This window comes from Granulicella sibirica, from assembly GCF_004115155.1.
Classification (GTDB): domain Bacteria; phylum Acidobacteriota; class Terriglobia; order Terriglobales; family Acidobacteriaceae; genus Edaphobacter; species Edaphobacter sibiricus.
Genome location: NZ_RDSM01000006.1, coordinates 72,088 through 86,975, shown reverse-complemented (window position 1 = coordinate 86,975; position 14,888 = coordinate 72,088). Strand labels below are relative to the sequence as shown.

The 14,888-nt window shown below is 57.7% G+C and carries 13 protein-coding genes; all 13 read right to left on the bottom strand.

Annotated elements, in window-relative coordinates; genetic code table 11:
- Position 1: 1 nt before the first annotated feature.
- Complete coding sequence (locus GRAN_RS23755) at positions 2-1,069, bottom strand: CgeB family protein (RefSeq protein ID WP_128915562.1); 1,068 nt, start codon at positions 1,067-1,069, stop codon at positions 2-4.
- Entirely contained in the window at positions 1,066-2,145 is a 1,080-nt protein-coding gene (locus GRAN_RS23750) for a CgeB family protein (RefSeq protein WP_128915561.1), read from the bottom strand. Before GRAN_RS23750 ends, GRAN_RS23755 begins: the two co-directional genes overlap by 4 nt.
- On the bottom strand, positions 2,142-3,254 hold the full coding sequence (locus GRAN_RS23745; protein ID WP_128915560.1) for a CgeB family protein: 1,113 nt from the start codon (positions 3,252-3,254) through the stop codon (positions 2,142-2,144). Before GRAN_RS23745 ends, GRAN_RS23750 begins: the two co-directional genes overlap by 4 nt.
- Entirely contained in the window at positions 3,244-4,362 is a 1,119-nt protein-coding gene (locus GRAN_RS23740; RefSeq protein ID WP_128915559.1) for a glycosyltransferase family 4 protein, read from the bottom strand. Before GRAN_RS23740 ends, GRAN_RS23745 begins: the two co-directional genes overlap by 11 nt.
- A complete protein-coding gene (locus GRAN_RS23735; RefSeq protein WP_128915558.1) occupies positions 4,347-5,678 on the bottom strand; it encodes a TIGR04295 family B12-binding domain-containing radical SAM protein in 1,332 nt (443 codons plus the stop codon). Before GRAN_RS23735 ends, GRAN_RS23740 begins: the two co-directional genes overlap by 16 nt.
- Positions 5,675-6,778, bottom strand: coding sequence for a GDP-mannose 4,6-dehydratase (locus GRAN_RS23730; RefSeq protein WP_128915557.1), 1,104 nt, complete (start codon positions 6,776-6,778; stop codon positions 5,675-5,677). The genes GRAN_RS23735 and GRAN_RS23730 overlap by 4 nt, the downstream gene beginning before the upstream one ends.
- A gap of 41 nt (positions 6,779-6,819) precedes the next feature.
- Complete coding sequence (locus tag GRAN_RS23725; RefSeq protein ID WP_128915556.1) at positions 6,820-7,989, bottom strand: NAD-dependent epimerase/dehydratase family protein; 1,170 nt, start codon at positions 7,987-7,989, stop codon at positions 6,820-6,822.
- Positions 7,990-8,002: 13 nt separating this feature from the next.
- Positions 8,003-8,929, bottom strand: a complete 927-nt coding sequence (locus GRAN_RS23720; protein ID WP_128915555.1) for a glycosyl hydrolase — start codon at positions 8,927-8,929, stop codon at positions 8,003-8,005.
- Positions 8,930-9,383: 454 nt separating this feature from the next.
- Complete coding sequence (locus GRAN_RS25650; RefSeq protein ID WP_161571143.1) at positions 9,384-9,527, bottom strand: hypothetical protein; 144 nt, start codon at positions 9,525-9,527, stop codon at positions 9,384-9,386.
- A 1,076-nt stretch (positions 9,528-10,603) separates the two neighbouring features.
- Positions 10,604-11,824 carry a zinc-dependent alcohol dehydrogenase gene (locus GRAN_RS23715; protein ID WP_128915554.1) on the bottom strand — a complete coding sequence of 407 codons (1,221 nt, stop codon included), beginning with the start codon at positions 11,822-11,824 and terminating at the stop codon, positions 10,604-10,606.
- Positions 11,825-11,883: 59 nt separating this feature from the next.
- Positions 11,884-12,525 carry an SRPBCC family protein gene (locus GRAN_RS23710; protein WP_128915553.1) on the bottom strand — a complete coding sequence of 214 codons (642 nt, stop codon included), beginning with the start codon at positions 12,523-12,525 and terminating at the stop codon, positions 11,884-11,886.
- Between the two features lie 132 nt (positions 12,526-12,657).
- Complete coding sequence (locus GRAN_RS23705) at positions 12,658-13,239, bottom strand: DUF4136 domain-containing protein (protein WP_128915552.1); 582 nt, start codon at positions 13,237-13,239, stop codon at positions 12,658-12,660.
- 307 nt (positions 13,240-13,546) lie between these two features.
- Positions 13,547-14,884, bottom strand: a complete 1,338-nt coding sequence (locus tag GRAN_RS23700) for an MFS transporter (RefSeq protein ID WP_241655129.1) — start codon at positions 14,882-14,884, stop codon at positions 13,547-13,549.
- Positions 14,885-14,888: the final 4 nt, after the last annotated feature.

Below are 14,888 nucleotides of genomic sequence, written 5' to 3'. Positions count from 1 at the left end.
GTCACGCACACTCGCTCACAATCCGCTCAAACTCAATCGCCCGATGCTCTGAGGTGTGGGCGGCCAGCACTCTCTCCCGCGCCCGCGCTCCCATGCGCGTACGTTCTTCTTCAGAGATGCCGGTCACCATCCGTGCAACCTCCTCACCGTTTGCAGGAAGCAGAACCTCTTCGCCGGGCGTCAGGAACTCCGTCAGACCGGGCCATGAATCGGAGAGGATAGCGGCTCCACATGCAGAGGCCTCAAACAGACGAACCGAAGGAGAGTACCCAGCTGCCACCATGTCGCTCCGCGTCAGATTGAGCGTAAACCGGGAGGAAGAGTAGAAGGCCGGATGATCCGGAGGTGGAAGATGAATGATGCGTTCGACGTTCGCATTCCAGCTGAGCGTGTCCGGATACTGCGGTCCCGCGACCACGAACCGCTCTGCCGGCAGCATACCGGCGGCATGGTTCAAAAGCTCCATCAGCTTACCCTGCCGGTCCCCGGCATACGTGCCCAGATAGCTGAGCGCGCACTGAAACTCTGCCTGGATCGCGGTAGGATGATAGATCTCGGGATCGACCGAACAAAAGAACGCGACAGCCCGCCGAGCTCCAAACCTCTGTTCAATCTCCTGAAGTGCGGGCCCGCTGGTGAAGCTCAAGTAAGCCGAGTAGGCCGGGATTTGCCGTCCATCCAGATACTCTGTTCCACCGTTCTCCCGCAGCCGGTTCAAGGTAATCGGCGTGTCGATGTCATAGAACAGCACGGGACATCGTACCTGGGCGAACAAAGCCTGCGAAGCCGCGATTGCGTCATGAAAGTACGAGCCAACAATGACCGCATCTGCGTCCAGACTCAAGCGAACCAGGCGTGTCTCCTCTGCGGCCCAGTCATCGTACAGCTCAACCGTGCAGAACGCGGGACGCGGAAGATCGCGGTTGCTCCGGTACCACTCCACGTCCTTTTCGACGAACACAATTTGATGGCCTCGCCGGGTTAAAGCCTTCAGCAAGGACCGATACGTCGTCGCATGTCCGTTACCCCAGGACGACGTAACCGTCAATCCATACACAACGATCCTCATACCAGCGCGCGCTCCCGCAGACAGTGCTCAAAGGCCGCCTCCGCCTGCGCTGCACGCTGGGCATAGGTATGATCCCGCAGACCCCTCGAATGGAAGGCCTCGCCGATCCTTCGGCGGCTGGCATCATCGTGCTCTGCCAGGGCACGCACCACGTCCTCCGCCGTCTTCACCACCAGGATCTCAGATCCCGGCTTAAAGCAATCATCGATCCCCGGCCAGTCGTCACAGAGCAGGCACGTTCCGGCGCCCGCGACCTCAAACACACGCGTCGGCGGTGAAAAGCCGGAGGATGCCATGGACGCCCGATTGATGTTCATGACCATGCCGGCCGAGCAATTCACCCGGTTGTGATCGGCGGTCGGTACATGACCGATGTACCGCACATTCGGCGGAATCTGCTTATCTCCCCAGCCCTCGCCGCCAAGCAGGAAGCTGCTCTCGGGCGCCAGATCAGCCGCTCTGAGAAACAGTTCCTCGACCCGCGCCTCACGGTCCGGCAGCCGGTTCCCAAGAAAGGCTACGTCACAGCGTAGCGAGACATCCAGCGGCACGGGATGGTGCGTCTCCGGATCCAGCCCGTTATATATGCTGAAGTAAGCCCGCGCGCCAAGCGCAAGGTACTGCTCGCGGCACCACGGACCGCCGCCATACGTCAGCACCGCATCATACTGCGGCATGGAGATCCTGAAGGCGTCATTCCCATCCGCGTGCATGCGCGCGATCGTCGCAGGCGCATCCACATCCCAGAAGGTGATGGCCGCGCTGCCCTGACGCTCCAGGATCCGACGCTCCAGCGTCTCGTCATCCACCCCGATCCCGCTGTGCTTCACAATGACGTCCGCTTCGCCCGCCAGCTTCAGCATCGCATCCAGATCGATTTCCGGCTGGTATACGAGAGAACGCACATAGGAGAAATCATCTGAGTCGCGACGCTGCTGCCGCCCATACGCATCCGGCTCGGCAAACGTAATCTGATGACCTCGTCTCGAGAGGTATTTGTAACAGCCGCGGTAGTAGGTAGCCGCGCCGTTCCAGTAAGACGACACAATACTCGATCCAAACGCAAAGATCTTCACCCGTTCAACTCCTCACAAATATCCGTTAGTTGCTGTGCGCGATGAGCGCAGGTATGACGCGCCAGGATGGTCTTCAGCCCGCGGGCTCTCTGCCCTTCAGCCGCTGCCGGGTCGTTCCAAAGCCTGCGCATCGCCGCGATCATCTCCGCACGGCTGTGCACCATCGTGAAATCACCGGGTCGAAACAGCTCCTCACAGTCCTGCCATGGCGCGGAGATCAATGGTATCCCGCAAGCCAGAGCCTCAAACACTCGAATCGTCGGGATGCCCGCCATCGCCGTGCTGTACTGCTGCCTGGGAATATGAACGGTCAGCCGCGCGCCGGCATATACCGCAGGCGCATCCAGGTTGGGCAGGTAGCCACCGTAACTTACCCCGGCCTGGCTGCAAGCGTCCAGGCCTTCCGGCGGATAACGCACGCCGTAGATCGCAAACCTGGCTTCATCGCGCAGCGCGGCAGCAGGTTTCAGGTAATAGTCCCGAATCTCATGGGATCGTTCGCCCTCGCCCCAGTTGCCGATCCAGACCGCGTCTCTGATCTTCATAGCAGACGGTTCAGGCCGGAACACCGTCGTATCCGCCGCTTCATGCAGCGTCCACACCCGTGTAAGCCCGAAGCGTTCCCGGTAGATCGTTCGAAGCGCTTCTCCAAAGGCGAGCACACAATCGAACCGCGCAAGCCCGAACCGCTCCATCTGCTCCGGCGTTGAAGAGGCTCGGTGATGCGTATCATGAAACAGCAGAAGAAACCCAAGCTCATCTCGAAAGCTGAGCAGTCGCTGTGCATACTCAGGTGGATTCCATTCATGCAGGATGACGATGTCCTGATCCTTCAGCGTCGCGCGCCACCAGTCTTCGCCTGCGCCCCGCGCATAGGTCCTCACGTTCAGTTCCGGGTACAGGGCTGCAAACTGAGAAAGCGAGTGCTCGCCCAGGGCCTCGGTCCTCAGGTTTTCTATGGACCACTCCGTCTCGGGCTCCACAACGGTAACGTCGTGCCCCATGGCAGCCAACGCTCGCATCCATCCCCGCAGAAAGTGGGCGTTGCCGTTATTCCAGTCCGAACGAAGCGTGTGTGCCACGTAAGCAATGCGAAGCTTAGATGGCATAAGCGGCCACATCCTCCTGCGACACACTCCGCGCGGTCAGCATCTCTTCATACTCAGCAATGTATGCGTCGACCATCCGTGCAGCCGAGAGTTCCTGGGCACGGGCCAGAGACCGGGCCTGCAGAGCCTCGCGCTGCGGCTGGGAGTCACGCAAACGCAGCATCGCCCTGCTCAGGCCGTCGGCGTCCCTGAAATAATCAGCGCCGCTGCCCCAGACCTCGCGCAGACTCTCGATATCCCGAGCAACAACACCGCACCCACAGAGCGCCGCCTCGAGCGGAGCCAGTCCGAACGGCTCATAGATCGAAGTCGCGAGATAAATGCTGCTGCGGCGAAGGGCTTTGAAAACCTCGCCGTCATCCCGTCTGCCGAGGAACTCCACCTTTCCCCACTGCGGCGCCTGGGTCCCCGCGAAACTTTCTTCTCCGATGACCTGAACCGGTATAGAAGCTTCAATCTCGTCCAACACTGCCATTCCTTTCGCCTCATCCCAGGCACGCCCCACGGTCACCGCAGTCAACGTGCGCGACTCCTTTTCCTGCTCAAGAGTGAGGCTTCGGCCATTCAGAATCACCCGCGCTCCCGAAGCCGCCGCAAAATTGCGCGTCAGGGCATCGCGCATCCATTGTGTCGGAGCAACAATACGATCCGCTCCCTGAAGTCCACATGAGACCAACTCTTGGTACGTCCTCAGCCATCTTGAGTCTTCCAGCCCGTCCGGTCTACACGCTTCAGCCCAGCTCAGCACATCGCTATGAGCTGTCAGAACCTTCGGCACCTCGACCTGCAGCGCTCCAAAGCAGAACTGACTTGCATGCACAACTTCCACCTGAAAGTCTCCGATGGTCTGAAGTAACAAACCCTCCGCGTCAGAGTAAGCGAACTGATTCTCAGCCATCCATTCCAGTGGAACCTCAGATGCTTTGTAGCGAAACGCCGCTCCAAATTGCGCGCTGGTCCTGACAGTCCATTCCAGTTGCGATCTCGAGGGTGCACGGCCAAGACTCACGAGCGCCACGGAGTGACCACGCGCCATCAGTCCATGCGCCAGGATTGTGCCAAACGTCCATACTCCTCCGATCGTGTCCGTGGTCAGCAGGACACGCATGCCAACTCCTCATCCGCCTGTTCCAGTTCGCGCAGGGTCAAAGGCTGCTGATCCTGGATGTCGCTGAAGCCTTTATCTGCGAACAGCTGCAGGTAGAAGTCATGCGCCCGCTCCCAGGCGTTCTCATCCGGCTGCTCACCGAAGGTGGTGACGTACTCAGGACTTCCGGGAAACGGGAACATCGGTACCGGTTCGCTGACCCATACGCCCTGCGCCTTCAGATTTGCCTGCCAGTCCGCCACCTGGGCGGGGTCGTCTTCGCGTACCTTGATCAGATTCGCCTGCACCCATGGAATCCGCTGCCGCGCATACACAAGCAGCTCCGTAATGCGGTCCGTTGTGATGCGGCAGTTCTTGTTCATCGCATCGCGACCTTCGTCGGTGATCGACTCCACCCCGCATTCAAAGGAGACACAGTGCGCCCGAGCCAGAAGTTCGATCGATTTTTCATCCCACAGGTCGATGCGCGTCTGAAAACCTATGGACACCGGCCGTTTCGCAATCTCTTCCAGCAACGCACGCACCTGCTTGCCGACACCAAAGATCTCGTCGATAAAGTAGATATACTCGACCCCTCGCGCGATGAGCTGATCGATCTCCGCCACCACGGCGCTCAATTCACGCTCACGATATTTGTTCCTGAACAGTGTCTTATTGCAGAACGTGCAGCTGTACGGGCATCCACGAGCAAACTCCACCTCAGCCCCGCGATGCAGGTGGTCCGCCCCATTGCCCGCGAAGATGTGATGCAGATGCGCATGCTTCTCTACGGGATAATCGGAGTAGTCCAGCATCCCAATCGCTCGCATGTCGGTTGCGCCCAGCCCGGGAGTCGCGCTGACGCGACCGGCGTCATCCCGCCAGACGCACCCGGCAATCATCTCCCGTGGTATGGAAGCCAGTTGCGGCAGCGTCTGATCCGGCTCTCCTCGCAGCACAATATCGGCTCCCGTCTTTCGCAGCGTCGCCAGCGGCGTGACGGATCCGTGCGGCCCGATCACAACCTTCCGGGATGATCGGTTGAGCGCAGCAATCCACTGCTGCGGAATCCGAAGCTCAGGCTGGGGACAACGCCAGAACAGATAGGAAGGCGCTGTCGGGATCACCAGAAAATCCTCATGGAAGCCTTCCAGCCGCTTGCGGACCTGCTCCGGTGTGAGATCTTCCATCCACGCATCGATGAGCAACACCTCCTGCCCAGCACCGCGTAGAACCTCTCGCGCGGAGAGCAACTCCAGCGGAAAATGGGGCTCCGCGCAACCGAAGTAGGTAGAGCCTTCAAAGCTCCATTTCGGATTGACGAGGGCGTATCTCATGCAACCTCCTCCGCCACAAGATCTGAGACTTCGCCCTGGATCGCAGCCTGACGTTGATGCTGCAGCAGAGCACGATTGCCGCTCCAGAAATCATGGATTGCCTTCAAGGTCTCACGGCAGGAGCGTCGTGGCTTCCATCCTGTGTGCAGGGTGAGCTTGCTCGTGTCTGAGATGTAAAGAGGCTGATCTCCCGGCCGAACGTCGTCATACTGCAGTACCGGCGCAAGCCCGGTCTCCTCCTGAATCGCGTCCAGCATCTCGACGATCGATACAGCCCGCTCCGGTCCGCCGCCCAGGTTATACACCTCGCCGGCCGTGCGGCCCTGCGCGCTGCGAGCCGCCATCATGCCGTCCACCAGGTCGTGCACTTGCAGAATGTCGCGCACCTGGAAGCCGTCGCCATAGATGGTGATCGGACGGCGCTCCAGCACCGAGTAGAGAAAGTGCGCAACCCATCCCTGATCCTCGGTGCCAAACTGCCGTGGACCCGCGATGCAGGACATGCGAAACACCACCGTCGGCAGGTCGTAAATACGTGCATAATCACGCACATATTGGTCCGCCGCTCCCTTGGAGCATCCATAGGGCGAGTGGAAGTCGAGCGCTTCACTCTCATTCACGCCGTGAAAACCAGGACTCTCCGCAACGTACCGGCTTCCTGATACCTTCACCGGCACTCCGTACAGGGAGCCATACACCTTGTTTGTTGAGGTAAACAGAACGAATGGACGCCTGCCGGCGCGGCGCGCGGCCTCAAGCACATGGAACGTGCCTGCCGCGTTCACCTCAAAGTCCATGCGCGGATCATCGATCGATGTGGTGACCGCGACCTGCGCCGCCAGATGAAAGATCTCGTCGGCATCCGCAGAGGCCGCGTAGACGTCGGAAGGATCCCGAACATCGCCCTGCACAAACTCCAGCCGGTCGCTGTCCGCAAGGCCCTGCAGCCAGAGAAGGTTATGCTCCACGCCGGGTCGCGAAAGATTGTCGAAGACCCGCACCCGGGTATCAGGCTCCTGCAGCAGGCGCTCCGCCAGGTTCGAGCCGATGAAGCCGGCGCCTCCGGTAATCAGGATCGTGCGTCGCTTCCAGTTCTTCATGGCTCCATGTCCTTTCTGCATCTGCGTCCGGCATTCACTCATTAGGCGGTCAGGCCATAAGTGCTCAACTCCTGCAACATCGTCTCGGCCTTGTCCTCCGCCTCCTGATGCGCAAGCCACGCAGCCAGTTCGCGAAAGCCTTCTTCATGGCTTACCTGCGGCTCATATCCCAGTAACCGCCGCGCCTTCGTCAGGTCCGCGAAGCAATGCCGTATATCGCCGGACCGGTACTTCTGGCTGATGACCGGCCTCAACTCCGGCTTGCCCAGCGCCTCGGCAAGTATCTCCGCTACTCTCTGGATCTTGATCGGCTTGCCGCAACCGATATTAATCACCTCGCCGTCAGACTCTGGCCGCTCCATCGCCAACATATTCGCGCGAACAATGTCATGCACGCTGACGAAGTCACGCTGCTGCTCACCATCCTCAAAGACCAGGGGGGCCTGGTTGTTAATTAACCGGGAGGCAAAGATAGCCGCAACGCCCGTGTAAGGGTTGGAGAGTGCCTGCCGAGTCCCATAGATATTGAAGAACCGCAGTGCCGTCACAGGAAGACCGTAGGTGCGGCCATAGATCAGACATAACTCCTCTTGGTCGCGCTTGGAAAGCGCATAGATAGAGTTAATCTCTGAAGGTTTTGTCTCGTTCGTCGGCTCCGGCTGAAGCACGCCGCCGCACGCATCGCAGTGAAGCTCCCAATGCCCGGCCTTCAGCTGTGAGACCGGACGCACTGGCGGAAAAGCCGCCTGGCCACAGCCACCACAGACATAGCGGCCTTCTCCGTAGATCGACATGGAAGATGCCACAACCAGCTTCTGGAGCGGAGACTTCGTATCGAGGATCGCCTGCAGAAGCTCTGCCGTGCCTTGCGTGTTAACGCTCATGTAGCGACTGATCTCATACATGGATTGCCCGACACCTACAGTCGCGGCAAAGTGAAAGACCACGTCGATACCCTTCAGCACCTCACGCAGCAGATTCGGGTCACGCACGTCTCCAACAACCAACTCCACCTCAGCGGAGAGGTACGATGGCGGTCCGTTCTGATGAACCTGAGGGATCAGATCATCCAGCACGCGAACACGATGACCTGCTGCCAGTAGCCCGTCCGCTAGGTGCGAGCCAACAAAGCCCGCGCCCCCAGTGATCAAAATGTGCTTCGATACCTTCAGCTCAGGCTGAAGGACGTCCGTTTGCAAGGGGATCTTCATAGCGCATCGTCTCCTATACTTCTACTTCAGTCGCGGTAAGGGACTGTCTCAGTGGAGAAGGCGCGTAACGTGAAACGGCCCATGCTGCAAAATTGGCGAACTGCTGATTGTCCTTCGGCGGGCTGGTATGGTGCTCCTCCAAGCCCAGATGTGCCGGCGTGAAACACAACGTCAACGCAACGCGAAACGGCTCAAGTACCTTCATCTGGCGGTCAAACCACTTAGTCGCGTCAGGACGATAGGAGTCAGCCCAGCTGAGCCCAGTGCGAAGATACTCGACACCATGGTCGCTCATCCACTGTGCGGCATCGTTCAACCTCGGGTCCTCGAAGTGAAACCACTGACAGAATCCGACACTGCCATCTGTCGGAAATTGCTTCACGGACATCTTCGGCTCGCCGTCCGATCGAACCAGGCCCAAATAATAATGACGATAGTACGAAGAACCTTCCGCCTCCTTGTGCCGCGTCTCAGCCGGCCAGCTTGGCGGTAGATCGAACAGACTGTACCAGTGAATGCGTTCCACGCGATCTTTCAGCAGCGCCAGCGTACGCCGCATGCCGAAGTCCTGGACCTCTTCGGCCCCAAAGCTCGAGACCCCTACCTCAGTTACCCAGATCGGCTTGCCCGTCACTTCATGCGCCTCAGCAACGCGGGCGGGCCATTCGTCAATCTGCCAGTGATTCCAGTCGAGAGGAAACCCGTGTACGCCGATTGCATCGACGTGATCCATCACTCCGTGCTGAACCATCAAACGAAGAAAATCGCAGTCGCAGGACGATACGCCCCCGAGCACAATGGTCAGCTCCGGATGCACACTGCGAATCGCAGCAGACGTCACCTTGACCATTTCCGCGAAGCGCGTCCAATCCGGATCAAGCTTGAAGTTCCAGTGAGAAAGGTTATTCGGCTCGTTCCAAAGCACAATCGCTTCTACCATCAGGCAGGCACCCTCGACGTTCCCCTTGTAAAATAAGGGCAGTCAGTTCAGAAAACTTTGTCAGGGATCAGGCAAACAAGGGACCGGCCCGTCAGGTCATCCTACCGAAATCCATTCTACAGATGACCGTTGGAATCCATGTAGAAGCTGAAGGTTGCTTTGTGCAAGAACCTTGCGCTTAGAGTTTCAGCTTTTCTGCGGCACAGCAGGATAGTTCAGCCGTTCGGTTAGCCCTGTAAATCATCTTCAGAGATCTTTCCACTCGACGTGGTTCATCCTCCGCGCCAACTCCGCTTTCCTGCCCGAGTCGCACCTCAGGACCGCCCTGCTCTACGCAAGTTTATTCCCACCGTTTACAGAGAACTTCTGGCCGGTGATAAAACCCCGCAGCATGGCTCGCAAGGTACGCCACCATGCTGCCGATTTCTCCAGGCTGGCCTCTGCGCCGCATCGATTACAATCGGCGTCCGGTTGCGGTGAAGATCAGCAACTGCTTGTGGGACAGCTTCCTGCGAAGCACAGTCTCTCTACGTTCGCTCAGGCCAATCAGGTGAAAGGTGGCCTTGCTCAGGTCGATGCCGATCGTCGAACTCTGCATGTTGAAATTCCATGCGGATCAAGATACTCCGTTCCGGGTAGGTACAGGCGGCGGACCATTTCCAATGGTGGGAGGTGCCGGTTCTTTGGCCACTTCCAAGCGTCGGTGGGAAGAGTGGGACAACCTCACCGTTCCACGATGCCCGTGGACACGACATTTCCGTGGCCCGTTTGTTGCCGGAACGATCATTAATTCAACCAACCCACATTTCCCATACTAAGTAAGGTACGGGAAGGTGGCCGAAGCCTCACTCCATTTCACGTCTAAATCTGGCAGTTGTGTGCATCGAAACGTGCGTAAAGGTGCCTGTCTGCTACACGGCCGTCGGGCAGCCAGTTGGCTTGCCGTTGAGATGCCTTCAGGAATAAACCCGAACTTTTCGATCACACGGCAGCTAGCGTGATTCCCGGCTGAGTGGGTGAAATCGAGTCGGCGAACAACTCAATACTTTGAAGGCATAGCGTCTAAGAGCGTTTTTGGCTTCCGTAGCCAAACCGTGAACTTGCGCGCTTTTGCGGACCCAGAAGCCTCTTTTCCCTTCGCGTGCACTCCACTCGAGGTTATGAGAGTCACACCAAACGACGAGCTGGCCTGTCTCGATCTCGACATCGACAAGGTTTGATTCCTCCCACAAAATGAAGCTCGCATCACGTAACGTGCAGGATCTCCTGCTTTTCAGCAGTATTTTGCTCCAGCCTCTCGGCCCAGACCATCCACTGATGGCGGTCAGCCCAGGTTTCTCTGATGGCGGCGGATGATGCTGCCCCGTAGCCGGGTTGCTTTGGCCGAATTGAGAGTCGCGTTGTACGTATCGGCAATTGGTAGGTCTATGAGAACTGGATTCTCGGAAGCATCGTCTTTCGATTTAGCGGCTCGTTACCATTGTTCAAGAGGCAGTTGTCGACAAGGCTATATTGCTCCTTTTCAAGGGGTTCATGTTGTTGACCGCAATTACTAATAGTCAATAGGGGGAGAATGGCACTATCAGACATAGGGCTTTTCCGTAAAAGATTTCACTCAAACGTCTTGAGATGACTCGGCCCCCACGAAGTTTAGAGGCCGGGTCTTCTTTGCCGCTACGCGACCACCTTGCCGTGCGTCGCCTCGTTAAGAGTATCGGCCCATGGATCGATGACGATCTTTGTGACCTGATCTTCCTTCTTCTGCCACTTGCTGTACATTTCAGGGGCCTGTTCAATGCCAATGCGGTGCGAGATCATGAAGGTTGGGTCAATTTGACCAGCTTCGATCCGCTCCAAAAGGGGTCCGAGGTAAGCCTGCATATGCGTTTGGCCCATGTTCATGTGAACTCCTTTACCGAATGCGGCGCCGAAGTTGACCTTGTCAAGCACTCCTCCATACACGCCTGGAATCGAGATGGTGCTGCCTTTGCGCACGGCCTGAATGGCTTCGCGCAAGGCAATCGGACGATCAGTCTCCATCATCAGCTTTTGCTTCACAGTGTCATACAAGCCAGCCGTCGTAGCTGCGTGTGCTTCCATTCCGACAGCATCGATGCAGCAATCAGGGCCCATGCCGCCGGTTATGTCGCGAAGGGCTTCCTGAATGTTGAGCCCTTCATCCGTGTAGTCCATGATGGTTGCGCCGCAATATCCTTCGGCAAGACTCAAACGTTCTGCAAAGCGATCGATGGCGATCACCTTTTCAGCCCCCAGCATGTAAGCGCTGGCGATAGCAAATAGACCCACAGGCCCGCAACCCCAGACAGCGACGGTGTCGCCTGGCTTGATGTTTGCATTGACTGCCGCTTGGTAGCCTGTCGGGAAGATGTCTGAGAGAAACAGTACCTTCTCATCCGAGATATCGCTCTCGATCTTGATAGGCCCGACGTCAGCGAACGGAATACGAGCGTACTGTGCCTGACCGCCCGCATATCCACCGTAGAGATGCGAGAAGCCGAAGAGCCCTGAACCCGAGTAACCGTACATCGTTTCCGCCACCTGAGCATTGGGATTCGAGTTGTCGCAGACACTCCAAAGATCATTCTGGCAGAAGAAGCAGCTGCCGCATGCAATGGTGAAAGGTACAACAACCCGATCACCCCGCTTCAGTTTCCTCACATCGCTGCCTACCTCTTCAACAATTCCCATGAACTCATGGCCCATGATGTCACCGGACTCCATGGAAGGGATAAAGCCGCCATACAGATGGAGATCGCTTCCGCAGATTGCGGTACGAGTGATGCGAATGATCGCATCTTTAGGGTTGATGATCTTTGGGTCCGGAACATTCTGGACCTCCATGGACTCTTTGCCCATCCAGCAGACTGCTTTCATGACCTACTCCTTGTGTCTTGTCGCGAGCTGTACAAACTGTTTACGAGGAAGTTTCCGGATTACTGCTCGCTGCTACCGGGCGGGGTTGGATTGTTCTCGCCGTACATCCATTGCTTGATCGTTCCGCTTACGCCGCGATTCCCATGGGGCTGCCCTTTGACCGTCGGTATTTCACCGGTCTCGGCGAATTGCTTGAAGTGACGGAGATCCTCTGTCACGATCTGTCGAGGGCCGCGTTTCGCCGTCGCTGCGATGGCATTGCCCAGGGAGCCAGCTGGCACTTTCCCGGTTTGAACTAGTGTCACGCGCGTCCCACGGGCAACTTCCTCAAAGGTCACAACACCGCTCTGCGTGACGTCCTCTGAAATAGAGCGCCACGATATCTGTTTGGCGTCAACACTCTCAATCTGCTCGGAATCGAACTCAATACGCTTCCCGTCCGAGTCGTCTGGATCACCCATCACCCAATGGCTTACGCGATCGTTCAGCGGTGTGACAGAAATAACATTCTCCTGCCAAAGGGGAATTGCTTCCAGATCGCTCCACATGCTGAAGAGAGTCTTAGCGTCTCGGCGGATAATCTGGACCGAGCGGCCGATGATCTCGCCGTCGTCCGTCTTGTCTGCAGGGGTGAAGTAGCGGTTACCGGTTTGGTTGGCCAACGGAAACGCAGCATTGGGAAAGCTTGGCGAGTTGCTCATTGCTACCTCTATTTTCTTGTCACAGACGGCGGCTAAGGTTTAAGTGGAATACTCGGCAGTAGCACCTACACTCAAATGTGAACACGGGTGCCCTGCCAGCCCGACTAACGTGATGTCGGGCTGGCGTCCGCATCAACCAGCGTTTTTGGTCGGGAATTTGTCGAAGATTTTATCAACGGCCTTCTGAAGCTTCTTACTGTTTTTTTCTTCCTTGTTAGAGAGGGTGTCATTTGCGACTCCTCTGAAGAGAAGCTGATGCTTGGACCCGTCATACACATCGACAACAAGCGAACCAAGGGGAACATTAATTACCTGCGTATTCGTCACGCCTTCGTCCCCGAAGCCGCCACCGAATCCGCCAAAGCCCCGCCCCCGCCAACCGAAGCCCCCGCCACCAAGACCTTCGTAGAAGGTGTTGTACTCCTGCTGGTTCTTGCGAGATCCGATAGCAGTAATCGCCAAATCACCACCCTGCGGCACCATGGTCAGGCCGCGCGCGGTGAGATCATGCACCAGAGCGTCGTGTAGTCGCTGCTCTACCAGCGGGTTGGACGCCTGCAGTTTGAAGATGCTGAAGGTGTGGTACTGCTGAAAATTGGCCTTGTGGTCGTAATCGGTTGAAACCTGCTGTGCAGCAGCAGACGCGATCATAACGGTTGAAAGCGAAGCGGCAATGATCGCCGTAAGAACATTCGATCTGAGAGAACTTGTCATGATTTCCTTTGCGCGGCTGTGGGGCAATCTTTAGCACCGGCAGTAGCTTTGCTGTTCGGTCCCGAGAAGCTGTACGCGCGAAACATTTCGGCGTCAGATCGAGCCTTTGAGCTATGATGCTGTATTCACGGCGGTGGACTGTCACAGTTGTGTCGCAGCTAAAGCCGGTTTATAGCTATCTCGAATGAGGTGTGCCGCATAGGACATTGATCCGATTCGCACGCGGATCGTCCGGTCCTAGATAACTGAGCCGATCTGGGCGCCTGTGTAAAAGTCGAGAATGATCATTTAGCTATCTAGCTACATGTCAGCAGATTTCCTCGAGTGATTTACGTTCGGCGGCTACGCCCCAAATAGCTTGAGCGATTCCCGCGAGGATCATGATTATGGCGCTCGCCATGAAGCCGTAAAAGATGGGCGTGCGAGCATTGCGGTTAAGCAGCGATCCAAAGATCACAGGACCAAGCACGCCGCCCAGCAGCGTGCCGGCGGCGTAAAAGATTGCAATCGCGGAGGCACGAATCTGTTGCGGGAACAGCTCACTGGTAGTGAGATATGCGGAGCCCGCAGCTGAGGCAGCGAAGAAGAACGATACGGCCCACCACGCCACCTGCGAGACGGCCGAAAGGTGGCCATGCAGGAAAAGGAGGCTGGACGTGCCAAAGACGACGCCGGTGATGCAAAAGTTGAGCGCGATCATGGTGCGGCGTCCCACGGAGTCAAAGAGGCGGCTGAGCAACACAGGACCTACGAAGTTTGTGAATGCGATGGGCAGGAATAGAACGCCGGCATGGGCTGCGGAGACGCCGTAGAAGCGAAGCAGGATGAGGGTGCTCGAAAAAAAGACGGAATTGTAGAAGAACGACTGTGCCATGGTCAGGGCGAGGCAAAGTAGCGCACGGCCGCGGTGGCGCGGGCCAAGAAGCAGCGCGACGCGGCTGAAGAGATTTCCAGTGCTGCGATGGATCTCAATCGTTTCGGCAACGGCGGGTTGTGGGCCGTGCTGCTCGGCGACAGCATCTTCGATCTTTCCTACGATCGTTTCGGCTTCTTCGACGCGTCCATGGGCAAGTAGCCAACGGGGGCTTTCCGGAATGTGCTGACGCAAGAACAGGATTCCGATTGCAATGGGCAGGCCGGACAGCATCGCAGCGCGCCAGCCCAGGCGCAAGCCGAAGCCGTGATCCGACAGAAAGCCGACGGCCACGAGTGACCCGAGGATGACGCCGATCCAGAAGGTAGAGCCAATGATCAGGTTTGTGGCGCCGCGCACGCGGGCAGGGATCAGCTCGTCAATGGCAGAGGTGATGGCCGTATATTCGCCGCCGATCCCTGCGCCCGTGATCGTCCGACAGAGGGTGAAGGTGGCCAGATTCCAGGAGAATGCGGTAAGCGCCGTGGAGCAGGCGTAGACCGCGAGCGTCCAGAAAAAGATGCTCTTGCGGCCAAAGCGGTCAGCCAGAAAGCCGAAGACGAGCGCTCCAATGACAGTCCCCGCGAGATACCCCGTGGACGCAAAGCCGAGCTGGCGATCACCGAAGTTTAACGTGGTGGCCGATTTAAGCGCGCCGGAGATCGAACCGCCAACGCCGCCTTCCAATCCATCCAACAGAAACGTGATGCCGAGCGCGAGCGCCATACGCATGTGC